The sequence below is a fragment of the Agromyces sp. NPDC057679 genome (assembly GCF_042799635.1).
Classification (GTDB): Bacteria; Actinomycetota; Actinomycetes; order Actinomycetales; family Microbacteriaceae; genus Agromyces.
In genome coordinates, this window is sequence record NZ_JBHVIK010000003.1 from 443786 (window position 1) to 468229 (window position 24444).

The 24444-nt window shown below is 72.0% G+C and carries 24 protein-coding genes; 3 read left to right on the top strand and 21 right to left on the bottom strand.

Annotated features, from left to right (window positions below; translation table 11 throughout):
* Positions 1 to 48 precede the first annotated feature (48 nt).
* The 8 genes from gmk to pyrR form a co-directional block, all read right to left on the bottom strand.
* Positions 49 to 969: a guanylate kinase gene (gene gmk / locus ACFVAJ_RS15025; RefSeq protein WP_376945443.1), complete on the bottom strand. Its 921-nt coding sequence runs from the start codon at positions 967 to 969 to the stop codon at positions 49 to 51.
* On the bottom strand, positions 962 to 1843 hold the full coding sequence (pyrF, locus tag ACFVAJ_RS15030) for an orotidine-5'-phosphate decarboxylase (protein WP_376945445.1): 882 nt from the start codon (positions 1841 to 1843) through the stop codon (positions 962 to 964). The genes gmk and pyrF overlap by 8 nt, the downstream gene beginning before the upstream one ends.
* Positions 1840 to 5130 (bottom strand): carbamoyl-phosphate synthase large subunit, encoded by a 3291-nt coding sequence (gene carB, locus ACFVAJ_RS15035; RefSeq protein WP_376945447.1) that lies wholly within the window; start codon positions 5128 to 5130, stop codon positions 1840 to 1842. The genes pyrF and carB overlap by 4 nt, the downstream gene beginning before the upstream one ends.
* Positions 5130 to 6251 (bottom strand): glutamine-hydrolyzing carbamoyl-phosphate synthase small subunit, encoded by a 1122-nt coding sequence (gene carA / locus ACFVAJ_RS15040; protein WP_376945842.1) that lies wholly within the window; start codon positions 6249 to 6251, stop codon positions 5130 to 5132. The genes carB and carA overlap by 1 nt, the downstream gene beginning before the upstream one ends.
* Positions 6252 to 6441: 190 nt before the next feature.
* Entirely contained in the window at positions 6442 to 6999 is a 558-nt protein-coding gene (locus tag ACFVAJ_RS15045) for a hypothetical protein (RefSeq protein ID WP_376945450.1), read from the bottom strand.
* On the bottom strand, positions 6992 to 8335 hold the full coding sequence (locus tag ACFVAJ_RS15050) for a dihydroorotase (protein WP_376945452.1): 1344 nt from the start codon (positions 8333 to 8335) through the stop codon (positions 6992 to 6994). Before ACFVAJ_RS15050 ends, ACFVAJ_RS15045 begins: the two co-directional genes overlap by 8 nt.
* Positions 8335 to 9285, bottom strand: a complete 951-nt coding sequence (locus tag ACFVAJ_RS15055; RefSeq protein ID WP_376945454.1) for an aspartate carbamoyltransferase catalytic subunit — start codon at positions 9283 to 9285, stop codon at positions 8335 to 8337. Before ACFVAJ_RS15055 ends, ACFVAJ_RS15050 begins: the two co-directional genes overlap by 1 nt.
* A complete protein-coding gene (gene pyrR, locus ACFVAJ_RS15060; protein ID WP_376945456.1) occupies positions 9282 to 9842 on the bottom strand; it encodes a bifunctional pyr operon transcriptional regulator/uracil phosphoribosyltransferase PyrR in 561 nt (186 codons plus the stop codon). The genes ACFVAJ_RS15055 and pyrR overlap by 4 nt, the downstream gene beginning before the upstream one ends.
* A 151-nt stretch (positions 9843 to 9993) precedes the next feature.
* Here pyrR and ACFVAJ_RS15065 point away from each other — a divergent pair, with 151 nt between their 5' ends.
* A complete protein-coding gene (locus ACFVAJ_RS15065) occupies positions 9994 to 10608 on the top strand; it encodes a hypothetical protein (RefSeq protein WP_376945458.1) in 615 nt (204 codons plus the stop codon).
* Between the two features lie 60 nt (positions 10609 to 10668).
* Here the strand turns inward: ACFVAJ_RS15065 and ACFVAJ_RS15070 are convergent, their stop codons facing one another.
* The gene (locus ACFVAJ_RS15070; protein ID WP_376945460.1) at positions 10669 to 11184 is read right to left on the bottom strand and encodes a DoxX family membrane protein; all 516 of its coding nucleotides are present in this window, start codon (positions 11182 to 11184) and stop codon (positions 10669 to 10671) included.
* A 204-nt stretch (positions 11185 to 11388) separates the two neighbouring features.
* On the opposite strand from ACFVAJ_RS15070, the gene ACFVAJ_RS15075 reads away from it, so the two are divergent.
* Complete coding sequence (locus ACFVAJ_RS15075; RefSeq protein ID WP_376945462.1) at positions 11389 to 12690, top strand: nucleotide disphospho-sugar-binding domain-containing protein; 1302 nt, start codon at positions 11389 to 11391, stop codon at positions 12688 to 12690.
* A gap of 37 nt (positions 12691 to 12727) precedes the next feature.
* Here ACFVAJ_RS15075 and nusB read toward each other — a convergent pair whose 3' ends face one another.
* Positions 12728 to 13141: a transcription antitermination factor NusB gene (gene nusB / locus ACFVAJ_RS15080; RefSeq protein ID WP_022887995.1), complete on the bottom strand. Its 414-nt coding sequence runs from the start codon at positions 13139 to 13141 to the stop codon at positions 12728 to 12730.
* Positions 13141 to 13704 carry an elongation factor P gene (gene efp, locus ACFVAJ_RS15085; RefSeq protein ID WP_376945464.1) on the bottom strand — a complete coding sequence of 188 codons (564 nt, stop codon included), beginning with the start codon at positions 13702 to 13704 and terminating at the stop codon, positions 13141 to 13143. Before efp ends, nusB begins: the two co-directional genes overlap by 1 nt.
* A gap of 150 nt (positions 13705 to 13854) precedes the next feature.
* Between efp and ACFVAJ_RS15090 the strand changes: the two genes are divergently transcribed.
* On the top strand, positions 13855 to 14310 hold the full coding sequence (locus tag ACFVAJ_RS15090) for a hypothetical protein (protein WP_376945466.1): 456 nt from the start codon (positions 13855 to 13857) through the stop codon (positions 14308 to 14310).
* A 20-nt stretch (positions 14311 to 14330) separates the two neighbouring features.
* Here the strand turns inward: ACFVAJ_RS15090 and aroQ are convergent, their stop codons facing one another.
* From aroQ to rpsD, 10 genes are all read right to left on the bottom strand, one after another.
* Complete coding sequence (gene aroQ, locus ACFVAJ_RS15095; RefSeq protein WP_376945468.1) at positions 14331 to 14786, bottom strand: type II 3-dehydroquinate dehydratase; 456 nt, start codon at positions 14784 to 14786, stop codon at positions 14331 to 14333.
* Positions 14783 to 15868: a 3-dehydroquinate synthase gene (aroB, locus tag ACFVAJ_RS15100; RefSeq protein ID WP_376945470.1), complete on the bottom strand. Its 1086-nt coding sequence runs from the start codon at positions 15866 to 15868 to the stop codon at positions 14783 to 14785. The genes aroQ and aroB overlap by 4 nt, the downstream gene beginning before the upstream one ends.
* Positions 15865 to 16383 carry a shikimate kinase gene (locus ACFVAJ_RS15105; protein WP_376945472.1) on the bottom strand — a complete coding sequence of 173 codons (519 nt, stop codon included), beginning with the start codon at positions 16381 to 16383 and terminating at the stop codon, positions 15865 to 15867. Before ACFVAJ_RS15105 ends, aroB begins: the two co-directional genes overlap by 4 nt.
* Positions 16376 to 17593: a chorismate synthase gene (aroC, locus tag ACFVAJ_RS15110; protein WP_376945474.1), complete on the bottom strand. Its 1218-nt coding sequence runs from the start codon at positions 17591 to 17593 to the stop codon at positions 16376 to 16378. The genes ACFVAJ_RS15105 and aroC overlap by 8 nt, the downstream gene beginning before the upstream one ends.
* A 21-nt stretch (positions 17594 to 17614) precedes the next feature.
* Positions 17615 to 18496 carry a shikimate dehydrogenase gene (locus ACFVAJ_RS15115; protein ID WP_376945476.1) on the bottom strand — a complete coding sequence of 294 codons (882 nt, stop codon included), beginning with the start codon at positions 18494 to 18496 and terminating at the stop codon, positions 17615 to 17617.
* Positions 18489 to 20174 carry an endolytic transglycosylase MltG gene (gene mltG, locus ACFVAJ_RS15120; RefSeq protein WP_376945478.1) on the bottom strand — a complete coding sequence of 562 codons (1686 nt, stop codon included), beginning with the start codon at positions 20172 to 20174 and terminating at the stop codon, positions 18489 to 18491. The genes ACFVAJ_RS15115 and mltG overlap by 8 nt, the downstream gene beginning before the upstream one ends.
* Positions 20171 to 20653: a Holliday junction resolvase RuvX gene (gene ruvX, locus ACFVAJ_RS15125; RefSeq protein ID WP_376945480.1), complete on the bottom strand. Its 483-nt coding sequence runs from the start codon at positions 20651 to 20653 to the stop codon at positions 20171 to 20173. The genes mltG and ruvX overlap by 4 nt, the downstream gene beginning before the upstream one ends.
* Positions 20654 to 20660: 7 nt before the next feature.
* Positions 20661 to 23318: an alanine--tRNA ligase gene (alaS, locus tag ACFVAJ_RS15130; protein ID WP_376945482.1), complete on the bottom strand. Its 2658-nt coding sequence runs from the start codon at positions 23316 to 23318 to the stop codon at positions 20661 to 20663.
* A gap of 52 nt (positions 23319 to 23370) precedes the next feature.
* Positions 23371 to 23571: a hypothetical protein gene (locus ACFVAJ_RS15135; RefSeq protein ID WP_376945484.1), complete on the bottom strand. Its 201-nt coding sequence runs from the start codon at positions 23569 to 23571 to the stop codon at positions 23371 to 23373.
* A 142-nt stretch (positions 23572 to 23713) separates the two neighbouring features.
* Positions 23714 to 24337, bottom strand: coding sequence for a 30S ribosomal protein S4 (gene rpsD, locus ACFVAJ_RS15140; RefSeq protein ID WP_022887983.1), 624 nt, complete (start codon positions 24335 to 24337; stop codon positions 23714 to 23716).
* Positions 24338 to 24444 lie beyond the last annotated feature (107 nt).

Sequence of the window (24444 nt, forward strand, 5' to 3'; positions counted from 1 at the left end):
CGCCGAGCGCGCGAAAGCTCGTGGCGAGGGTGCCCGAACCGCGACGGCTCAACGGCGACCCTTGCGCGGTCTCATCAAGTCTACGACCTTCTGAGCCGCCTCGCCGACTTCGTGGTTCACGACCTGGTGGTCGAACTCGTCGACGGCGGCCAGTTCGACCTTCGCGGTCTCGAGGCGGCGCTGCTGTTCGGCGGCCGTCTCGGTGCCCCGTCCGACGAGGCGTCGGACGAGTTCGTCCCACGTCGGCGGGAGGAGGAACACGAGCGTCGCGTCGGGCATCGCACGGCGCACCGAGCGGGCGCCCTGGATGTCGATCTCGAGCAGCACGCTCTGGCCGGCGGCGATCGCGTCCTCGACGGGACCGCGCGGCGTGCCGTAGCGCGAGGCGTTGTGCACCGTCGCCCACTCGAGCAGCTCGCCGGCCTCGACCATGCGATCGAACTCGGCGTCGTCGACGAAGAAGTAGCTCTCGCCCTCGACCTCGCCGGGGCGGGGCGCGCGCGTCGTCGCCGACACCGAGAGCTTGACCTCGGGATGGTGCTGGCGGATGTAGCCGGCGACCGTGCCCTTGCCGACCGCGGTCGGACCTGCGAGCACGACGAGCCGGTCGCCCGTGCCGCCGTGCGCGGCGACCCACTCGGCGATGAACTCGCGCAGGCGACGGCGCTGCAGGCGGCCGAGGCCGCCGAGGCGCTTCGAGGTCGAGATCTCGAGCTCCTGCATGATGCGCGTCGACTTCGTGGCGCCGATCGCGGGGATGGAGGTGAGGAACTCGGTGACCCGCAGGCGGCCCTCCACGCCCTCGGGCTCCTCGAAGGCGACCCGGAGCACGTCGAGCGGGCTGCGGCGGCCGGAGGCCACCTCGGCCTTCACGGCCGCACGGGCGCGCCGGGCGGCGACCGCCGCACGGGACGCGGCGACGCGGTCGACGTCGGGCGGGGTGGTCGCGGTGGCGCGGGCGTCAGACATCGACGCTCCCGACCTCGTCGACCCGACGGGCGACGGCATCGGCGAGGCCGTCGGGGCCGGCGGCGAGCAGCGAACGCGACTCGCTCACGATGACGCCGGAGCTGTACGCCCCGTAGATCGAGCGGAGCTCGCGGAGCTCACCGCCCTGGTGGCCGAAGCCCGGTGCGAGCACCGGCAGCCCCGGACGGGGCGGCTCGCCGTCGCGGTCGAGGCCCGCCGCACGCAGGTCGACGGTCGCCCCGATGACGACGCCGACGGAGCCGAGCGAGCGCTCCGAGGCATCCGCGCGACCCTGGTTCCAGGCGACGACGCCCGCGGTGATCGCACCGGCGACCGTGGAGCCGGCGCGGCTCGACTGCTGCAGCACGGCGCGCTGCACGGCGGCGGCCTCGGGGTTCGAGGTCGCCGCGAGCACGAAGAGGCCCTTGCCGGCGCGTTCGGCCGCGACCATGACCTGCTCGATCGAGCCGAGGCCCTGGTAGGCGCTGATCGTCATGGCGTCCGCCTCGAGCGAGGATCCGGGCCGCAGCCAGGCCTTGCCGTACGCGTCGACGCTCGAGCCGATGTCGCCGCGCTTCGCGTCGGCGATGACGAGGAGCCCCGCGTCACGGGCCTCGGCGAGCACGCGCTCGAGCGCGGCGTAGCCGGCCGCACCGTGCCGCTCGAAGAACGCGACCTGCGGCTTCACGATGCCCGCGCGGCCGGCCGCCGCGTCGATCGTGCGCAGACCGAACTCGCGCACGCCGGCGGCGGAGTCGTCGTAGCCCCACGACGCGAGCAACGACGCGTGGGGGTCGATCCCGACGCACAGACGCCCGTACGCGGCGAAGACGGCCGCGAGCCGCTCGCCGAACGGCAATGGTTCGACGCTCACGCCGACGCCTCCCGCTTCGCCTGGTAGTCCTGCAGGCTCGTGACCTCGAAGCCGTCGCCGTTGACGTCGAGCGACGCGACGGCGGCCGAGAGCTCGGCGATCGTCGTGAACAGCGGGATGTCGGCGGCGACGGCGGCAGCACGGATCTCGTAGCCGTCGGCGCGGGCCGAGCGGCCGCTTGGGGTGTTCACGACGATGTCGACCTCGCCGCGGTTGATGAGCTCGACCACCGAGTCCGCGTCCTCGCTCGGCTTCTCGCTGAACTTCGTCACCTCGCGGGCGCCGATGCCGTTGCGGCGCAGCACCTCGGCGGTGCCCTCGGTCGCGGTGATCTCGTAGCCGAGCTGCTGCAGACGCAGCACCGGCAGGATGATCGCACGCTTGTCGCGGTCGGAGACCGAGACGAAGACCGTGCCGGTCTCGGGCATGCCGCCGTACGCGGCGAGCTGGCTCTTCGCGAACGCGCGCGGGAAGTCGCGGTCGATGCCCATGACCTCGCCGGTCGAGCGCATCTCGGGGCCGAGCACGGAGTCGACCATGATGCCCTCGCGGGTGCGGAAGCGGTGGAAGGGCAGCACGGCCTCCTTGACCGCGACCGGAGCGTCGAGCGGCACGCGCGAGCCGTCGGACGCGGGCAGCATGCCCTCGGCGACGAGCTCGGCGACGGTCGCGCCCACCATGATGCGGCTCGCGGCCTTCGCGAGCGGGATGCCGAGCGCCTTGGAGACGAACGGCACCGTGCGGCTGGCCCGCGGGTTCGCCTCGAGCACGTAGAGCACGCCCGCCCCGATCGCGAACTGCACGTTGAGCAGGCCGCGCACGCCGATGCCTTCGGCGATCGCGCGCGTCGCCTCGCGGACCCGGTCGACCTCGGCGCGGCCGAGGGTCACGGGCGGGAGGGTGCAGCTCGAGTCGCCCGAGTGCACGCCGGCCTCCTCGATGTGCTCCATGACGCCGCCGATGTAGAGGTCGGTGCCGTCGTAGAGGGCGTCGACGTCGATCTCGATCGCGTCGTCGAGGAAGCGGTCGACGAGCAGCGGGTGGCTCGGACCCACGATGCCCTGGCCCTCGATGCGCGCGAAGTAGTCGGCGAGCGAGGCGGTGTCGTAGACGATCTCCATGCCGCGGCCGCCGAGCACGTAGCTCGGGCGCACGAGCACCGGGTAGCCGATGCCCTCGGCCACGTGCACCGCACCGGCGAGGTCGACGGCGGTGCCGTTCTTCGGCGCGAGGAGGCCCGCGGCGTCGAGGATGCCCGAGAAGAGGCCGCGTTCCTCGGCGAGGTCGATCGCCTCGGGCGTCGTGCCGAGGATCGGGATGCCCGCCGCCTCGAGGCCCTTGGCCAGGCCGAGCGCGGTCTGGCCGCCGAGCTGCACGACGACGCCGACGAGCTCACCCGACTGCGACTCGGCGTGGATGACCTCGAGCACGTCCTCGAGCGTGAGCGGCTCGAAGTACAGCCGGTCGCTCGTGTCGTAGTCGGTCGAGACCGTCTCGGGGTTGCAGTTGATCATGATGGTCTCGAAGCCCGCGGCCGAGAGCGCGAACGACGCGTGCACGCACGAGTAGTCGAACTCGACGCCCTGGCCGATGCGGTTCGGGCCCGACCCGAGGATGACGACCTTGCGGCGGTCGCTCGGGGCGACCTCGGTCTCCTGGTCGTAGCTCGAGTAGTGGTACGGCGTGAGCGCCGGGAACTCCCCCGCGCAGGTGTCGACGGTCTTGTACACCGGGCGGATGCCGAGGATGTGACGCACCTCGCGGGCGTCGGCCTCGCTGCCGAAGCCGCGGAGCTCGGCGATCTGCGCGTCGGAGAACCCGTGGTCCTTCGCGAGCAGCAGCGTGTCGTGGTCGAGCGCCTCGGCCGCGGCGACGTGCGCGGCGACCTCGTTGATGAGCACGATCTGGTCGAGGAACCAGGGATCGATCTTCGTCGACTCGAAGGCCTGCTCGATCGTGGCACCCTTGCGGAGCGCCTGCTGGACGAGCACGATGCGACCGTCGGTCGGCACCTTCGCCTGCTCGAGGAGCTCCTCGACGGTGCGCGCCTCCTCGCCCCAGTGGAACGACGAGCCGCGCTTCTCGAGCGAGCGCAGCGCCTTCTGCAGTGCGGTCGCGTAGTTGCGGCCGATGGCCATCGCCTCGCCGACCGACTTCATGGTCGTCGTGAGGGTCGGGTCGGCGGCCGGGAACTTCTCGAACGCGAAGCGGGGCACCTTGACGACGACGTAGTCGAGCGTCGGCTCGAAGCTCGCGGGCGTCACCCGGGTGATGTCGTTCGGGATCTCGTCGAGGCGGTAGCCGATGGCGAGCTTCGCGGCGATCTTCGCGATCGGGAAGCCGGTCGCCTTCGAGGCGAGCGCGCTCGAGCGGGACACGCGCGGGTTCATCTCGATGACGATGACGCGGCCGTCGACCGGGTCGATCGCGAACTGGATGTTGCAGCCGCCGGTGTCGACGCCGACGGCGCGGATGATGTCGATGCCGATGTCGCGGAGGTTCTGGAACTCCCGGTCGGTCAGCGTGAGCGCGGGCGCGACGGTGATCGAGTCGCCCGTGTGCACGCCGACGGGGTCGACGTTCTCGATCGAGCACACCACGACGGTGTTGTCGTGCGTGTCGCGCATGAGCTCGAGCTCGTACTCCTTCCAGCCGAGGATGGACTCCTCCAGGAGCACCTCGGTGGTCGGCGAGTCGTGCAGGCCCGCACCGGCGATGCGGCGCAGGTCGGTCTCGTCGTACGCGAAGCCCGAGCCGAGGCCGCCCATCGTGAACGAGGGGCGCACCACGAGCGGGTAGCCGAGGTCCTCGGCCGCGGCCAGCACCTCGTCCATCGTGTGCGCGATGTGCGAGCGCGCGACGTCGGCGCCGCACTCGACGACGAGCTCCTTGAAGAGCTGCCGGTCCTCGCCCTTGCGGATCGCGTCGACCTTCGCGCCGATGAGCTCGACGCCGTGCTTCTCGAGGATGCCCGCGTCGTGCAGCGCGATCGCCGCGTTGAGGGCGGTCTGCCCGCCGAGCGTCGGCAGCACCGCGTCGGGGCGCTCCTTGATGATGATCTTCTCGATGATCTCGGGGGTGATCGGCTCGATGTACGTCGCGTCCGCGAAGTCGGGGTCGGTCATGATCGTGGCCGGGTTCGGGTTCACGAGGATGACCCGGACGCCCTCGGCCCGCAGCACGCGGCAGGCCTGCGTGCCCGAGTAGTCGAACTCGGCCGCCTGGCCGATGACGATCGGCCCGGAGCCGATGACCAGGACGGAATTGATGTCGTCGCGCTTGGGCATTAGTTGCCGTTCTCCTTGCTCGCGATGACCATGTCGCGGAACCGGTCGAAGAGGTAGTTGGCGTCGTGCGGGCCGGCAGCCGACTCGGGGTGGTACTGCACGCTGAACGCGGGGATGTCGAGGCAGTTGAGTCCCTCGACGACGTTGTCGTTGAGGCCGACGTGGCTCACCTCGACCCGGCCGAAGCCCTCGCTCGACTCGCTGATGCGATCGGTCGGCGCGTCGACGGCGAAGCCGTGGTTGTGCGCGGTGATCTCGACCCGACCGGTCGCGCGGTCGAGCACGGGCTGGTTGATGCCGCGGTGCCCGAACGTCAGCTTGTAGGTGCCGAAGCCGAGGGCGCGACCGAGCAGCTGGTTGCCGAAGCAGATGCCGAAGTAGGGCACCCCGGCGCGGAGCGCGGTGCGGAGGATCTCGACGTGCTGGTCGGATGCCGCGGGGTCGCCCGGTCCGTTCGAGAAGAACAGCGCGTCGGGGCGGAGCGCGAGCACGTCGTCGGCGGTCGTGGTCTGCGGGAGCACGTGCACGTCGAAGCCGCGTTCGGCGAGGTAGTTCAGCGTCGAGGTCTTGACCCCGAGGTCGAGCACGGCCACCGAGCCGACGCGCTCGCCGGTCGCGGGCAACGAGTAGGGCTCGGCCGTCGAGACGGCGCCCGAGAGGTTCTGCCCGGCCATCTGCGCGCCCGACTGCACGACCGCGAGCTGCTCGCCCGAGCTCAGTGCGGCGTCGTCGCCCGAGAAGATGCCCGCGCGCATGGAGCCGGCCGAGCGGAGGTGCCGGGTGAGCGCCCGGGTGTCGATGCCCGAGATGCCGACGACGCCCGAGGCGACGAGGTCGTCGTCGAGGCTGCGCTGCGAGCGGAAGTTCGAGACGACGCGCGAGGGGTCGCGCACGATGAAGCCGGCGACCCAGATGCGGTTCGACTCCTCGTCGGCGTCGTTCATGCCCGTGTTGCCGATGTGCGGCGCCGTCATCATGACGATCTGCCCGGCGTACGACGGGTCGGTGAGGGTCTCCTGGTAGCCGGTCATGCCGGTCGCGAAGACGGCCTCGCCGACGGTGCGCCCGCGGGCGCCGTAGGCGCGCCCCTCGTATCGCGTCCCGTCCTCGAGGACGAGCACGGCGGGGTCGCCCGCGCGGCCGAAGGCGGTGGGCGCGGCGCTCTCGGGCGCGGCGGGCGGCTCGCTCGCGGTCTCGACGGCGGCCGCGGGCGCACCGACCGGCTCGCTCGCGGTGGTCTCGGGCGTGCCCTGGGGCTCGCTCGCGGTGGTCTCGGGCGTGCCCAGCGGCTCGCTCGCGGGGTTGGGGGTCTCAGTCATCCGAGGCCTCGCTCTCGTGTTGTTCCGGCCGCGGTGCGGCTGGCGCCGCGGCGATGTCGTGGATGGCCCGGATGATGCGGGCCTGGTCGCCCGGATACCGGGCTCGGAGGTAGCTGTCGACCCGGGGCGCCGCGCCCTCGGACTCGTCGCTCGTGGCGGGGACCCAGCTGAGGGCGATGAGGCCCTCGGGCTCGACGCCGCGGTCGATCGCGTAGCTCGCGGTCTCGGCTCCGGCGACGCGGTCGGCGGGGATGAAGCTCACCGGTTCGCCCGCGATGCGGAGGGCGACGCCCTCGGGCATCACCTCGATGCGGCCGGCGCCTCGGAAGGCGAGGCCCTGCACGGCGAGCCGTTCGAGCGGCTCGCCCACGGGCGTCGTGGCGACGTAGAGCACCTCGGCCTCGAGCACCGCCTCGCCACGGACGGCGGGCACGGGGTAGGCCGAGAGCACCGAGTCGCGCGCCGCGCGTCGGCGCCACGAGCGCACCATGAGCCAGGCGATCACCGCGAGGACGGCGACGGCGACGAGCGCGCCGATCCACTTATCCATGCGTGCCCCCGTTGGCGGCGGCCGCGAACTCGGCGATCTCCTCGGCGGGACGCACCCGCCCCTCGAGGGCGGTCGCATAGCCGGCGTGGAAGGTCGCGACGACCCGCCCCGGCAGGGTGCGGCCGAGGTAGGGCGAGTTGGTGCTGCGGCCGGCGAGTCGATCGAGGTCGAACACCGCGGAGGCGTTCGGGTCGTAGAGCGTCAGCTCGGCGGCCGCGCCGGCGGCGATCGCCTCGCCCTGGCCGCGCAGGCGGCCGATCCTCGCGGGCGCCTGCGAGAGCACGCGGGCGACGTCGCTCCAGTCGAGCAGTCCGTTCTCGACCACGGCGCCGTGCACCACGGAGAGGGCGGACTCGAGCCCCACCATGCCGTTCGCCGCGGCATCCCACTCGCTCTCCTTCGCCTCGACCGGGTGCGGTGCGTGGTCGGTCGCGACGATGTCGATCGTGCCGTCGGCGAGCGCGGCGCGCAGCGCCAGCGTGTCCTCGGTGCGGCGCAGCGGCGGGTTGACCTTGAACCGCGGGTCGTAGCCCCTGATGAGGTCTTCGGTCAGCAGCAGGTGGTGCGGGGTGACCTCGGCCGTGACGTCGATGCCGCGGGCCTTCGCCCAGCGGATGACCTCGACCGAGCCGGCGGTCGAGACGTGGCACACGTGCAGGCGGCTGCCGACGTGCTCGGCGAGCAGCACGTCGCGCGCGATGATCGACTCCTCGGCGACCGCGGGCCATCCGGCGAGGCCCAGTTCGCCAGAGAGCGCGCCCTCGTTCATCTGGGCGCCCTCGGTGAGGCGCGGCTCCTGCGCGTGCTGGGCGATGACGCCGTCGAAGGCCTTCACGTACTCGAGCGCACGGCGCATGAGCAGCGGGTCGGAGACGCAGAACCCGTCGTCGCTGAACACGCGCACGTTCGCCCGCGAGCGGGCCATCGCGCCGAGTTCGGCGAGCTCGGAGCCCTTGAGGCCCACCGTGACGGCGCCGATCGGCTGCACCGTGGCGTACCCGGCCGAGCGGCCGAGGCTCGCCTCCTGCTCGACGACGCCCGCGGTGTCGGCGACGGGGAAGGTGTTCGCCATCGCGAAGACCGCGGTGAACCCGCCGGCGGCGGCCGCCTGCGTGCCGGTGAGCACCGTCTCGCTCTGCTCGTATCCGGGCTCGCGGAGGTGGGTGTGCAGGTCGACGAGGCCGGGCAGGGCGATGAGCCCGTCGGCGTCGTGCACGGTCGCCCCGGCGACGCCGGAGATGCTGCCGACCTCGGCGATGACGCCGCCGTCGATCAGGATGTCGGCGCGCTCGCCGCTCGGGAGCGTCGCACCGGTGATGAGGTGACGCCCCGGCATCAGCTCTCACCCCGTTCGCCCGACAGCAGCATGTAGAGGGCGGCCATTCTCACTGATACTCCGTTCGCGACCTGTTCTCGCACCGTGGACCGCGGCGAATCCGCCGCGCGAGCCGAGATCTCGAGCCCGCGGTTCATGGGCCCGGGGTGCATGACCATCGTAGTCGGGGGCAGGCGGTCGAACCTGGCGTCGTCGAGGCCCCAGGTGCGTGCGTACTCGCGGCTGTTCGGGAAGAACGCCGCGTGCATGCGCTCCGCCTGGATGCGGAGCATCATGACGACGTCGGGCGCGCCGGCGAGCGCGGCGTCGAGGTCGTAGCCCACCGCGGCGGGCCAGGCGCCGGTCTCGACGGGCACGAGGGTCGGAGGCGCGACGAGCTCGACCTCGGCGCCGAGGGTCGTGAGCAGCCACACGTTCGAGCGGGCGACCCGCGAATGCAGGATGTCCCCGACGATGACGACATGCACGCCGTCGAGCCCGCGTCCGCGGGAGGATCCCCCGTGCAGGCGCCGTCGGATGGTGAATGCGTCGAGGAGCGCCTGGGTGGGGTGCTCGTGGGTGCCGTCGCCCGCGTTCACCACGCCGGCGTCGATCCAGCCGCTCGTCGCGAGCGTCAGCGGAGCGCCGGAGGCGTGGTGGCGGATGACCACCCCGTCGGCGCCCATCGCCTGCAGCGTCTGGGCCGTGTCCTTCAGGCTCTCGCCCTTCGAGACGCTCGAGCCCTTCGCACTGAAGTTGATGACGTCGGCGGAGAGCCGCTTCGCTGCGGCCTCGAACGAGATGCGGGTGCGCGTCGAGTCCTCGAAGAAGAGGTTCACGACGGTCTTGCCGCGGAGCGTCGGGAGCTTCTTGACCTCGCGTTCCTGCACCGCGGCCATGTCCTCCGCGATGTCGAGCAGCGCGATGGCCTCGTCGCGGCCGAGCTCGCGGGTGCCGAGGAGGTGCTTCATCGGGCTCCCCCCTCGGTCGGGACGTCCTCGATCGAGACGGCGTCGTCGCCGTCGACCTCCTCGAGGCGCACGTTGATGCGTTCCCGCGTCGAGCTCGGGAGGTTCTTGCCGACGAAGTCGGCCCGGATCGGGAACTCGCGGTGCCCACGGTCGACGAGCACGGCGAGGCGAACGGCTCGGGCGCGTCCGAGGTCGGCGAGCGCGTCGAACGCGGCGCGGATGGTGCGCCCCGAGTACAGCACGTCGTCGACGAGCACGACGGTCTTGCCGTCGATGCCGCCCGGCGGGACCTCGGTCGGCGAGGGCGTCCGCAGGCGGGTGTGCGCGAGGTCGTCTCGGTACATCGTGACGTCGAGCGATCCGGCGAGCACTGCGGGGGCATCGGGTTCGATGCGGGCGATGGTCTCGGCGATCCGACGGGCGAGGACCACGCCGCGCGTCGGGATTCCGAGGAGGACGAGATCGTCCGAACCGCGATTGGATTCGAGGATCTCGTGCGAGATGCGGGTCAACGCCCGCTGGATGTCAGCCTGACTGAGCACAGCACGTGCCATCAACCGACTCCCTTCTCCGCCTCACAGGACGGCCTTAAAGGTTGCCAACTCCGACGAGTCTATCAGCGCACCCGGACCTCCCCGTCGGGGAGGGTCATGCGTCGTCGCGTCGCGACGCTGGCGCGCGGCGGGGTGCCGCCGGTACGGTTCGGGCATGCGCACGATCCCGTCCCGGCCCTGGGCCGTCGTCTCGGCGTTCGCCGCCGTCGCGTGGGCGTTCTTCCTGCTGCCTCCGCAGCAGGCCGTCTGGTCGGGTGCCGGCGCCCCCGCCTGGCTGGCCGCGCTCGACCACTCCCCCGTGTACGAGGGCCTCCGCGCCTGGCTCGTCTCCGCAGGCGCGAGCGACTTCTACCTCGTGTTCGGCGCCGCGGCCTCGGTGTCGTTCGCGCTCATCTGGTTCGCCACCGGCCCGGCATTCGCCCGCTTCGGGTGGAGCGGACGCGTCCTCGGCTGGATCATCCTCGCCGGCGCACCGATCACCGTGCTCTCGTACACGAACCATCCGGTCGATGCCCCGCTGCACCGGCTCTGGGGCGCCGAGGGCGTCGCCCTGCTCCTGATCGGCGTGTGGGCACTGGTCGTCGCCGTCCTTGCGCCGCGCGACGGGAGCGTGCCGGTGTGGGAGCGCCTGCTGCTCGTCGTCACCCTGCCCGTGATCGTCGGATCGACCGTGCTGCTCACGTACTGGCCGCACGGCAGCCTCGTCGGGCTCGGTCTCGTGGCCGTCGCCTTCGCGGCGTGGGGTCGTCGAACCGACGAGCGAGGCTGACACGACGGATGCCCCGGGGCCGACGTGCGAGCGACGTCGGCCCCGGGGCATCCGCAGATCTCAACGACGGCCGATCGGGCGCGTGAGCGCCTTGGCCGCGATGACCGCGGCGGCGGCGACCAGCACGACGTCCTTGAGGATGTACTGCGCGGTCAGCGTCGGGCCCGCGCTGGTGAAGAGCTCGCCGGTGAAGAACACCAGCGGCGAGAAGATGCCGACGAACGTGCCGGCGAGGGCGAGGAGCCCGATGCGCAGCAGGAAGCCCGTGATGAACGCGAGGCCGACGAAGACCTCGAGCGAGGCGGTGATCGCCATCGCGGCGTAGCCGTCGACGAGGCCGAACGAGAGCGCGTTCCATGTGCGCATGACGAGGTCCTCGACGGGGCTGACGCCCGGGAGGAACTTCAGCGCGCCGAACACGAGGAACACGAGGCCGAGCGAGACGCGGAGTGCCGGGACGCCGATGCGGGCGAGGAAGCGCTGGACGACGGCCTGCGCGGAGTTCGCGCGATCGAGGACGGAGTCGAGACCCGTCGCGGTCGAGACGCGTCCGGTGCCGAGAGCGGTGGTGGACATGGTGATGCCTTTCTGACGGTGTGATGTGGGAGTGGCAGCCGGATGCGGCAGCACATCCATCTCATCGGCGCGACGCCCCCTGGTCGCCATGGCATCCGCTGATTCCCGCTCGTGGTCTCCCCCGAACCCGCCCTCAGGGCAATGGAGGCCGAACCCCCCGAGTGCGGGGTGCGCCGCCGCCGCACCGCGTGGTGCAATGGCGGCATGGCCGACGTGATGATCGCGGTGACGCCGTTCCACGGGCACGTCGCGCCGATGGCGGTCGTGGCGGGGGCGTTCGTCGCCGCCGGGCACCGGGTGCGCGTCTACACGGGCGCGGCGCACGCCGCGGCGTTCGAGGCCGAGGGCGCCGAGGTCGTGCGCTGGCGCGAGGCTCCCGACTTCGACGAGCACGACCTCGCGGCGACCTTCCCCGAGCTCGGCTCAGGCACCGGCCTCGGCCAGCTCATGCGCAACATCGAGCAGCTGTTCATCCGCACCGGCGCCGCCCAGTGCCGCGACCTCGTCGAGGCGTACGGCACCCGACCCTGGGACGTGCTCGTCGCCGAGTCGACGAGTCTCGGCGCCGCGTTCGCGGCCGATCGCACCGCGACGCCGTGGGTGACGGTGTGCCTCACCCCGCTCACGCTCCTCGACCCCGGCACGCCCCCGCCCGGATTCGGCATCCCGCCGGCGCAGGGGCCGCTCGGGCGGATGCGCGACCGGGTGCTGATCGGCGCGCTGCGGGCGATCACGCGCCGGCTCCAGCGCGCGCACGAGGAGGAGCGCGCGCTCGCCGGCCTCCCGCCGGACGGGCGCACCTTCGACGAGGCGTGCTACTCCCCCGGGCTCGTCTGCGCGAGCGGCGTCGCGGAGCTCGACGTGCCACGGCCTGACACCGGGCGGGTGCGGTACGTGGGCGCGCTGGCAGCATCGCCGGATGCCTCGACGGCGGGCCGCGCACAATCGCTCCCCGAGTGGTGGCCCGAGCTGCTCGATCACGACCGGCCGGTGGTGCACGTCACCCAGGGCACCCAGCACCTCGAGCCGCGCGACCTCGTCGCCCCGAGCTTCGCCGCGCTCGGCAGGCAGGAACTGCTCCTCGTCGCGACGACGGGCCGGGCCGGCGTGGCGCGGTTCCCGTTCCCGGCGCCGCCGAACGCCCGGATCGCCGGCTTCGTGCCGCACACCGTGCTGCTGCCGCACGTCGACGTCATGATCACGAACGGCGGCTGGGGCGGAGTCCTCGCCGCGCTCTCCGCCGGCGTGCCGCTCGTCGTCGCCGGCGGTGACGCCGACAAGCCCGAGGCCGCGGCGCGCGTCGCCCGTTCGGGCGCCGGGATCGACCTGCGCACCGGCCGTCCGTCACCTCGGGCGGTGCTGCGCGCGTACCGCAGGGTCGCGGGCGACCCCGCCTACCGGGCGAACGCCGAACGCCTCGCCCGACGCCTGCGCGCCCACGACGGACCCCGTGAAGTCGTCGAGCTCACCACTGCGCACATGACGAACGCGGCCGACCCCGGGTGAGCGGGATCGACCGCGTTCGGTCGGGATTCGGGGCCGATCAGGCCTTCGCGTGCGAGATCGCGGCGAGCAGGCCGTTCACGAAGCCGGCCGAGTCGTCGGTCGACAGCACGGTCGCCGCCTCGACGGCCTCGGAGATCGCGACCGGGTCGGGCACCTCGTCGTTGTAGACGATCTCCCAGACGCCGATGCGCAGCAGCGCGCGGTCGACCGCGGGCATCCGCTCGAGCGTCCACCCGCGGGAGTTCGTCTCGATGAGCTCATCGATCTCGGCGCGGTGGTCGACGATGCCGTCGACGATCTCGCGCGCGTACAGCCATGACGCGGCCCGCTCGGGCTCGTTCGCGGCCTTCTGCGCCTCGACGACGAGCATCTGCTCGACCGGCACCTGGCGCATGTCGGCCGAGTACAGCATGTCGAGCGCGCGCTTGCGCGCCTTGGTACGGGCGCTCACTAGTCGTTCACGCGGCCGAGGTAGTCGCCCGTGCGGGTGTCGACCTTGACCTTGGTGCCCGTCTCGAGGAAGAGCGGAACCTGGATCTCGTAGCCGGTCTCGACGGTGGCGGGCTTGGTGCCGCCGGTCGAGCGGTCGCCCTGGAGGCCCGGCTCGGTGTAGGTGATCTCGAGCACGACCGAGGCCGGGAGGTCGATGTACAGCGGGTTGCCGTTGTTCAGGGCGATGGTGACGGCCTGGTTCTCGAGCATGAAGTTCGCGGCGTCGCCGACGACGGTCGACGAGACGGTGATCTGGTCGTAGTCGGTCGCGTCCATGAAGACGAAGCCCTCGCCGTCGTTGTACAGGTACGTGAAGTCGCGGCGATCGACGTTCTCGATCTCGATCTTCGCGCCCGCGTTGTACGTGCGGTCGACGGTCTTGCCGCTGACGACGTTCTTCAGCTTGGTGCGCACGAACGCACCGCCCTTGCCGGGCTTGACGTGCTGGAACTCGATGACGCTCCAGAGCTGGCCGTCGATCGAGAGGACGACGCCGTTCTTGATGTCAGCGGTGCTTGCCATGCGAATACGATCCATTCAGTTGCGAAGAGGCTCGGCCGGAATCGGCCCGAGAAAGTTCAGTCGATCGAGTGTAGTCGCTGCGCTGCGGGCGCGCCAATGCACCCCGGATGCCTCCTGCGCGCGCCGCACGCGATGCCCTAGCCTGTCGTGGTGATCGACGCCCCGCGCCCCGGACCCCGCCCGACCGTCTCGACCCAGGGCCCGCAGCGCCAGCTCGACCAGCGGGCGACGCCCGAGCTGTGGGGTCGCCTCGTGGCGAGCGTGTTCGACCTCGACGGGGTCGTCGAGGGGCACAGCCAGGTCTCGCCGAAGTCCTCCCGCGCGGTGTTCCTCGAGGGTCTCGACGTGGCGCGCGCGCCCGAGACCTCGCTGTTCCCCGACGGCCGGCTCGAGCCCGTGCACCTGCACGGCGTCGACGACACCAGCGTGCACCTCGTGCTGCCGGCCGCACGCGGTGCGCGGCTGACCGAGCTCGGCTGGGCCGAGCCGCACCAGTACGAGGACTTCGGCACCGAGTTCCTGGTCTACGGCCCGCGCGACGGGGCCGAGCTCGAGGTCGTCGTGTCGATCGTCGAGGAGAGCCTCGCCTACGCCCGCGGCGACTGAGCCGGGGCACGCGCTCGGGTTCAGCCCTCGGCGCGGCCCGTGATGACGTCGAGGAGGAGCCGGACCGCGGTCTCGTAGCCCGCGACGCCCTCGCCCACGACGTGCACCACCGCGACGTCCGCGACGTAGGAGTGGTGCCGGAACGACTCCCGCTGCGAGACATCCGAGATGTGGACCTCGGCGACCGGGAGATCGACGCCTGCCAGGGCGTCGCGCAGCACGACCGAGGTGTGCGTCAGCCCGCCCGGGTTGATGACGATGCCCGCGCAATCGAGCCGCGCCGCGTGAATCGCGTCGAGGAGCACGCCCTCGTGGTTCGACTGCACGGCGCGCACGTCGAAGCCACGAGCGGACGAGGCATCCGCGACGAGGCGCTCGACGTCGGCGAGCGTCTGGGAGCCGTAGATCTCGGGCTCGCGGGTGCCGAGCAGGTTGAGGTTCGGGCCGTTGACGAGCAGCAGCCGGCGCTCGGTCACGAGCCGATCTCCTGGTAGGCGGCGAAGAGCAGCGACTGGTCGGGCGCCTGCATGACCGTCGGCTTCGCGAGGTCGTCGAGCACGATGAACCGCAGCTGGCCCGCACGCGACTTCTTGTCGCGCTGCATGGTCGCGAGGAGGGTGTTCCAACGGCCGGCGGGGTAGCTCGTCGGCAGGCTGAGCAGGTCGAGCACCCGCCGATGACGGTCGGCGACCTCGTCGGAGAGCCGGCCCGAGAGGCGGCCGAGCTCGGCCGCGAACATCATGCCGACGGCGACGGCCGCGCCGTGCCGCCACTGGTAGCGCTCGGCGTGCTCGACCGCGTGGCCGAGGGTGTGCCCGTAGTTGAGGATCTCGCGGAGCCCCTGCTCGGTGAGGTCCTCGGAGACCACATCGGCCTTCATCTGGATCGCGAGCTCGACGACGCGACGGAACTCGGGCGTCGTGGGGTCGGTCGCGACCTCGGGGTCGGCCTCGATGACGTCGAGGATCTCGGGGTAGCGGATGAACCCGGCCTTCACGATCTCGGCGAACCCGGCGAGGATCTCGTTCTTCGGCAGCGTGTCGAGCAGGTCGAGGTCGCAGAGCACGGCGGCCGGCGGGTGGAAGACGCCGACGAGGTTCTTGCCCTCGTTCGTGTTGATGCCGGTCTTGCCGCCGACCGCGGCGTCGACCATGCCGAGCACCGTCGTCGGCACCTGCACGACGCGAACGCCCCGCAGCCACGTCGCGGCCACGAAGCCGGCGAGGTCGGTGATCGCTCCCCCGCCGAAGCCGACGATGGCATCGCTCCGCGTGAAGTCGGCCTGGCCGAGCACCTGCCAGCAGAACGCGGCGACCTCGATGCGCTTGCCGGCCTCGGCGTCGGGCACCTCGGCGAGCAGCACCTCGAAGCGGTCGGAGAGGGCCTCGCGGAGGTCGGCCGCACGGGCGCCGAGCGTCGCCGGGTGCACGACCAGCACCTTCTTCACGCCGCTGCCCAGCGCGTCGCCGAGCTCGGCGAGGACGCCGCGCCCCACGACCACGTCGTAGCCCGACTCGCCGCCGACCCGGATCGCCGTGCGCTCGTCGTCTGCCGTCATCGTTCTCCTCCGAAGCGCTCGGTGATGTCGTCGACGATCCGCCCGACCGAGCGCCGGGAGGTGTCGATGGTGAGGTCGGCGACCGCCGCGTACAGCGGGCGCCGAGCCTCGAGGATGGCCGACCAGCGGTCGAGCCCGCCGTCGGCGATGAGCGGCCGGTTGCCGCCCGCGAGGCGCGGCGCGACGGCCTCTCGCGAGACCTGCAGCCACACGACGGGGAGTCGGGCGAGATCGTCGCGGGTGTCGTCGTGCAGCACGGCGCCGCCGCCGAGGGAGACGACCGCCTCCTCGCGGAGGGCCTCGGCGACCACCTCGCGCTCGATCACGCGGAAGTACTCCTCGCCCTCGCGGGCGAAGATCTCGTCGATGGCGCCGTAGCGCTCGGCGATACGGGCGTCGGTGTCGATGAACGGTGCGCCGGCCGCGGCCGCGAGCCGCTGCCCGACCCGCGACTTGCCGGCCCCCATCGGGCCGACGAGCACGAGGGGAAGCCCGATACGGGGCTCGTCAGACACGTGCGTCAGCCGTGCCCGGAGCCCCGGCGGTGCGCAGGGTCTCCGGGATCGCGGCGAGGTACGACTCGAGGTTGCGGCGGGTCTCGTCGACCGAGTCGCCGCCGAACTTCTCGAGCACGGCGTTCGCGAGGGTGAGCGCGACCATCGCCTCGGCGACGACCCCGGCCGCCGGCACCGCGCACACGTCCGAGCGCTGGTGGTGGGCGGGCGCGGGCTCGCCCGTCGCGACGTCGATCGTGGGCAGGGCGTGCGGCACGGTCGCGATGGGCTTCATTCCGGCCCGCACGCGCAGCACGGTGCCGGTCGACATGCCGCCCTCGGTGCCGCCGGCGCGATCGCTGCCGCGCGCGATGCGGCCGTCGACCGGGTGGAGCTCGTCGTGCGCTTCGGAGCCGCGTCGACGGGTCGTCTCGAAGCCGTCGCCGACCTCGACGCCCTTGATGGCTTGGATGCCCATGAGCGCGGCGGCGAGCTGCGCGTCGAGCCGGCGATCCCAGTGCACGTGCGAGCCGAGCCCGGGCGGCAGCCCGTAGGCGAGCACCTCGACGACGCCGCCGAGGGTGTCGCCCGACTTGTGGGCGTCGTCGACCTCGGCCACCATGCGGGCGGAGGTCTCGGCGTCGAAGCAGCGCAGCGGATCGGCGTCGACCGCATCGACGTCGGAGGGCAGCGGCAGCGCGGCGCCCTCGGGCACCCGCACCGGGCCGATCGACAGGGTGTGCGCGATGGTCTGGATGCCGAGCTCGGCGAGGAACGACTTCGCGATCGCGCCGAGCGCGACCCGGGCGGCCGTCTCGCGGGCGCTCGCCCGCTCGAGCACGGGACGCGCCTCGTCGAAGCCGTACTTCTGCATGCCCACGAGGTCGGCGTGACCGGGACGGGGCCGGGTGAGCGGCGCACCGCGACCGCGACCGAGGCGCTCGGCGTCGATCGGCTCGGGGCTCATGACCTCCTGCCACTTCGGCCATTCGGTGTTGCCGACGCGCAGTGCGACCGGACTGCCGAGGCTGAGGCCGTGGCGCACGCCGCCCGAGATGGCCAGCTCGTCCTGTTCGAACTTCATGCGCGCGCCACGGCCGTAGCCGAGCTTGCGGCGCGCCAGATCGGCGCGGATCGAATCGAGCGAGACGGGGATACCGGCGGGAAGACCCTCGAGGATCGCGACGAGCTCAGGCCCGTGCGACTCTCCGGCAGTGAGCCAACGGAGCATGACTCCTATCCTTCCACAGCGTCAGGCGACCGACTCGCGCATGACGGCGAGCACGTCATGCTCGTCGGGCAGCTCGGCGAACGGGTCGCCGTTCACGAAGATGCGGATCTGCAGGAGCGCCTGGTGCAGCAGCATGCCGAGTCCGTGCACCACGATGGCGTCGGCCTCGAGCCAGGCACGGGCGAGCGCACTCGGCCACGGGTCGTAGGCGACGTCGAGGAGGGCGGCGCCCTCGACGAGCGCCGCCGCGGGGGCGATGCCGAGGTCGGTGCCGCCGGGCACGGTGCTGATGACGAGGTCGGTGTCGGCCGCGCCGCCCCGACCCGCGGTCTCGTCGGCGAGCGAGGCGATCGGATGCTCCGCGACCACGAGCCCGGCGCGGCGCCCGAGCGTTTCGAGCTCGGCTGCGGCACCCGGCCGGCGCACGAGCACCCGCACCTCCTCGGCGCCGAGTTCGGCCATCGCGACGAGCGCCGACGAGGCCGTCGCACCGCCGCCGATGAGCATCCCCCGGCGGATCGCGGTGACGCCGGACTCGTGCAGCGTGCGCACGATGCCGCCGACGTCGGTGTTGAAGCCGAGTCGGCGCCCGCCGTCGAGGAGCACCGTGTTCGCGGCGCCGGTGAGCGCGGCGAGCTCGTCGACCTCGTCGAGCAGGGGAAGGACGTCCTGCTTGAGCGGCATCGTGAGCGAGAGGCCCCGCCACGCGGCATCCAGCCCGTCGAGGAACGCCGGGAGGCGCTCGCCGGTCATCTCGATCGCCGAATACGTCCAGTCGAGGCCGAGCTGCGCGTAGGCGGCGCGGTGCAGCGACGGACTCTTCGAGTGCGAGATCGGCGAGCCGAGCACCGCGAGGCGGGTGCTCAGGCCCTCCCCGGTCGTCGCGGCCGGCCGATCAGCCATACTCGGGGTGCTCCTCCATCCAGGCGAGCCACTTCTCGACCGCGGCGTCGTGCTCCTCGACCGTCGACGAGAAGATCGTCTCGCCCGTGTCGAGGTTCCACGTCACGAAGAACAGCCACGGACCGTCGGCCGGGTGCACCGCCGCGTCGATCGCGAGGTCGCCCGGGTTCGAGATCGGCCCGACCGGCAGCCCCGGGTGCACGTAGGTGTTGTACTTGTTCGCCGGGTCGGCGCGTTCCTCATCGGTCGTCGTCACGAGGTGCGTGTTGCCGGTGCCGTACGCAACGGTCGCGTCGGACTGCAGCAGGCCGCTCTCCCACTTCGCCGGGTCGAGCCGGTTGAGGAACACGCGGGACACCTTGTAGAAGTCGTCCTTGAGGCCCGCCTCGCGCTGCACGAGCGCGGCGAGCACGATGGTCTTCCAGCGATCCGCCGGCGCGACGCCCGCCTCGTCGAGCGCCTGGAACTGGCGGTCGACGAGCGTCTGCAGCACCGCATGCGCGTCGAGGTTCGGGTCGAGCGTGTACGTCGCCGGGAACAGGAAGCCCTCGAGGCTCGTCGCCTCGGCGGGAAGCCCGTAGTTCGCGGGCGGCTCGGCCGCCGCGGCCTGCAGCTCCTCGAGCGGGATGCCCGTGCCCTCGGAGATGCGCGGCAGGGCGTCGACGGTCGCGGTGCCCTCGGGGAGGACGAAGGTGTTCTCGAGCTTCTTCGCCGGATCGAGGAGCGCGTCGAGCGCGGCCTGCGCGCTCATCTGCTCGGCCAGCTGATAGGCGCCCGGGAAGAACACGGGCGAGGGGTCGGCCTCGGCGACGGCCTCGAGGAAGGCATCGGTGGAGGCCACGACGTCCTCGTCGACGAGATTCGACGCGATCGACTCGCCGGTGTCGCCCTCGTGGATCATGAACACGAGCTCGCCGGTGCCCGTGCCCTCGTAGTCGGCCGCCGGCTGGAAGCGCTCGATCACGGCGTTGATCGGCCCCTGCAGGAAGAAGAACGCGCCGACGCCGAGCGCCGCGACGATCAGCAGCCCGACGAGGCAGCCCCAGGCGCCGCGGCGGCGCGGCTTCTCGTCGGGGTGGTGGTCGTAGGGGTCGGATGCCGCGGCCCGGCGTTCGGCACGGGAGGGCTTGCGCCGCACGGGCTCGGGGTCGTCGGCCATCGGGTCGACCGACTGGTGCGGATCGCCGAGGAGGTCGGCGAACGGCGACGCCGAGGTGGCCGGCGCGGGTGCCGACGGGGCGACGTCAGGGCGCGGCACGACGGGCGGCGCCTCGCCCGCGAGGTGGGCGTCGAAGGCGGAACGCGGTTGAGCGGGCACAGCGGGCTGTGCCGCTCCGGACGGCTCGGCGAGCGAGGGCGGCGCCGTCTGCGGCCGGCGCAGCTGCAGCTCCGGCGCCGGTGTCGGTGCGGTCGTCGGCTGGGCCGGGACGGCCGGCTGCGGGGCCGGTGCCGTGCCGGCCGTGGCCGCGGCTGCCGCGCTCTCGGCCTCGGCCAGCGCGGCCGCGCGCTGTTCGGCCTCGCGGATCTCGCGCCGCGTCATCGGCTGGGCCGGTGGCGGGGTCGGCCCGGTCGCCGGGGTGTTCACGGCGCCCGTCGTCGGCGCGTCGCCGCCGAGCATCGCTCGCCAATCGGCGGCGAGGGCGTCGGCGTCGGGGTGCTCTGGGGGGAGCTGGGTCACAGGGGTGGGAGCCCTTCGTCGAGGTCGAGGACGCGGCCGGGAGCGTGGCCTGCGGCCCGCTCGGCGTCGATCGCGTGTTGCAGAATGATAACGGCTGCGACTTGGTCGACGATGGGACGCTGCTTCTTCGACGACTTCCCGCTCGCCCGCAGCGCCTGCTGGGCGCTCACCGTCGAGAGCCGTTCGTCGACGAGGCGCACCGGCAGTCCCCCGCCGGCGCGCCCGAGCCGCTCGGCGAATGCGAGCGCGTCGTCGGTCGAGGGCGTCGACCCGCCCGAGAGCGAGAGCGGCAGCCCGACCACGAACTCGATCGCCTCGTACTCGGCCGCCAGCTCCACGATCCGGCGCAGATCCGCGTCGCCGTCGTTCGCACGCGCGACGGTCTCGATCGGCACGGCGAGCAGGCCGCCCGCATCGCACCGCGAGACCCCGATGCGCGCGCGGCCGACATCGATGCCGAGTCTCGCTCCGGAGCGCATGGTGCGACTACCCGCCGAGGCCGCGACGTACGGCCTCGAGCGCGGCGGGGATCGCCGCCGCATCGGTGCCGCCGCCCTGGGCGAGGTCGGGCTTGCCGCCGCCACCGCCGCCGAGCACGCCGGCCGCGGCCTTCGCAAGCGCTCCCGCGTTCGCGCCGTGGTCGCGAGCGGCCGGAGAGGTCGCGACGATCGCGAGCGGCTTGCCGCCGACCTCGGCCGCGAGCGCCACGACGCTCGCCGCGTCGCCCAGCTGGCCGCGGACCGCGAGGGCGAGCGAGCGGAGCTCGTCGCCGGAGCCGAGACTTCCGACCGACTCGGCCACGAGCAGCACCTCGCCGACCCGTCCGGCCTTCGCCGCCAGCGCCGGCACCCGGTCGTTCAGGGCCTTCGCCTCGAACGCCTGGATCTTCTTCTCGGCGGACTTGAGGTTCGCGACGAGCTCGCCGACGCGGTCGACGAGCTGCTCGGGGCGGGTCTTCAGCGACGAGGTGAGCTCGTTCACGAGCGCTCGCTCGGCTGCGAAGCGCCGGAACGCCTCGAGGCCGACGAGCGACTCGACACGGCGGTTCGAGGCACCCACCGACGACTCGCCGACGATGTTGATCATGCCGATCTCGGCGCTCGTCGACACGTGGGTGCCGGCGCAGAGCTCGCGCGACCAGGGTCCGCCGATGTCGACGACGCGCACGACGTCGCCGTACTTCTCGCCGAACAGCGCCATGGCGCCGAGCGACTTGGCCTCGTCGAGCGGCATCTCGCGCGTGACGACCTGGAGGTTGTCGCGGACGGCCGCGTTCGAGATCTCCTCGAGCTCGCTGCGGGTCTCGGGCGAGAGCGCGGAGTTCCACCCGTAGTCGAGGCGCAGGTAGCCGGCCTTGTTGAACGAGCCCGACTGGTGGGCGTTCGGGCCGAGCACCTGGCGGAGCGCGGCGTGCACGATGTGCGTGCCCGAGTGCGCCTGGGTCGCGCCGCGACGGTAGTCCTCGTCGACGAGGCTGGTCGCGCGTTCGCCGACGCCGACCTCGCCCGAGACGACCTTGACGGTGTGGCTGATGAGCCCCTTCACGGGCTTCTGCACGTCGAGCACCTCGAGCTCGAAGCCGTCGCCGACGATACGACCCTGATCGGGCGCCTGCCCGCCGGACTCGGCGTAGAGCGCGGTCTCGGCGAGGATGACCTCGGCGGTCTGCCCGGCGACGGCCCGCTGCGCGGGTCGCCCGTCGACGAGGAGGCCGAGCACGCTCGACTCTGTGGCGAGCTCGGAGTAGCCCGTGAAGACGGTCTCACCCTTGGCGCGGAAGTCGGCGTAGACCGAGAGGTCTGCGAGCACCTTCTTCTTCGACTTCGCGTCGGCCTTCGCGCGACTGCGCTGCGCGGTCATGAGCTCGTCGAAGGCGACTCGGTCGACCGCCAGGCCGGCCTCCTCGGCCATCTCGAGCGTCAGCTCGATCGGGAAGCCGTAGGTGTCGTGCAGCAGGAACGCCGTGTCGCCGGCGAGCTCCGCGTGCCCCGCGTCCTTCGTCTTCGCGACCGCGAGGTCGAGGATCGAGGTTCCGGACGAGAGCGTGCGGAGGAAGGTCTCCTCCTCACCGAGGGCGAGCTGCTCGATGTGCGCGTAGTCGCGCGCGACCTCGGGATAGGCCGCCTTCATCGCGTCGCGCGACGCCGCGAAGAGCTCGCGGAAGGTCGGGCCCTCGACGCCGAGCAGGCGCATCGCACGGATGCTGCGGCGGAGCAGGCGGCGCAGGATGTACCCGCGGCCCTCGTTCGACGGGCTCACGCCGTCGCTCATGAGCATGAGCGCGGAGCGCACGTGGTCGGCGATGACGCGCATGCGCACGTCATCCTCGTGGTCGGCCCCGTAGCGACGACCCGAGATCTCGGACGCGCGGTCGAGGACCGGGCGCACCTGGTCGATCTCGTACATGTTGTCGACGCCCTGCTTGAGGAATGCGACGCGCTCGAGCCCCATGCCGGTGTCGATGTTCTTCTTCGGCAGCTCCTTCACGACGGTGAAGTCGGTCTTCGACTTCACGTCCGTGATGAGGTACTGCATGAACACGAGGTTCCAGATCTCGACGTAGCGGTCGTCATCGGTCGCTGGGCCGCCGTCGATGCCGTACGCCGGGCCGCGGTCGAAGAAGATCTCGGAGCAGGGGCCCGCGGGGCCGGGCTGCCCGGTGTGCCAGTAGTTCGTCTCCTTGCCGAGCCGCTGGATGCGCTCGTCGGGCAGGCCCGCGACGCGCTTCCAGATCTCGATCGCCTCGTCGTCGTCCTCGTAGACGGTGACCCAGAGGTCGTCGGGCGAGAACCCGTAGCCACCGGCCGACTCGGCCGAGGTGAGCAGCTCCCACGCCATCGAGATGGCGCCCTCCTTGAAGTAGTCGCCGAAGGAGAAGTTGCCGTTCATCTGGAAGAACGTGCCGTGGCGCGGCGTCTTGCCGACCTCTTCGATGTCGTTGGTGCGGATGCACTTCTGCACGCTGGTCGCGCGGGGGTACGGCGCAGGGACGATGCCCGTGAGGTACGGCACGAACGGCACCATGCCGGCCACGGTGAAGAGCAGCGTCGGGTCGTCGGAGACGAGCGAGGCCGATGGGACGACGGTGTGACCGCGCGCGGCGAAGAAGTCGAGCCAACGCTGGCGGATGTCGGCAGTCTGCATGGTTCCGTTCTGGGATCGAGCCCGGGTATCGGGCCGGAGGGAAAGGTGGGGCTCAGCGATGGGCCGCGGCGTCGCCGTCGGCACGGAGCTCGGCGTCGCGGGCGTGGTAGCCCTCGGCGATGGCGTTGCCGAACTCGCGGGCCTTCGCGTCGATCGACGAGAAGAAGTCGCGACCCTGCTTGGTCTGGTTGACCTGGTGCGCGACCACGAATCCGGCCGCGACGCCGACGGTGAACCACAGAATGCTCTTCACGGGTGCTCCCTCTTCGATCTCTCGCCGGCGCGGTGGCGCTCGGCACGCCTCGAATCAGTCTAGTGGCGTGCGGGCGACCCTCGCCCGGAGACGCAACAGGGGCCGCGGGAAACCCCGCGACCCCTGTTCGAGACGACTCGCGTCAGCGAGCGGCGTAGTACTCGACGACGAGCTGCACGTCGCAGGTCACGGGGACCTCGGCGCGCTTCGGGCGACGCACGAGACGCGCCTGGAGCTTGTCGAGCTCGACCTCGAGGTAGCCCGGAACCTTGGGGAGCACGTCGACGTGACCACCGGCGGCGGCGACCTGGAAGGGCTCGGTGCCCTCGCTGCGCGACTTGACGTGCACGAGCTGGCCCGGCTTCACGCGGAACGAGGGGCGGTCGACGAGCTGGCCGTCGACGAGGATGTGACGGTGCACGACGAACTGGCGGGCCTGCGTGATGGTGCGGGCGAAGCCGGCACGGAGCACGAGGGCGTCGAGACGCATCTCGAGCAGCTCGACGAGGTTCTCACCGGTCTGGCCGGCGGTGCGCTTGGCCTCGACGTAGGCGATCTTCAGCTGCTTCTCGCGGATGCCGTACTGGGCGCGGAGACGCTGCTTCTCGCGCAGACGCACGGCGTAGTCGCTGTCCTGCTTGCGCTTGGTGCGGCCGTGCTCACCGGGAGCGTAGGGGCGCTTCTCCATGTAGCGGGCGGCCTTCGGGGTGAGGGCGACGCCGAGCGCGCGGGAGAGGCGGGTCTTGCTGCGTGACTGGTTCGACACGAATGTCCTTTCGGAAGAATCTCAAGTGAATCGCCGGCGCGTTCGTGCGCCGGAAATCTGTGTCAGAGGGATTCGCCAAGGGTGGATCGGCTACAGATCGCACCCGT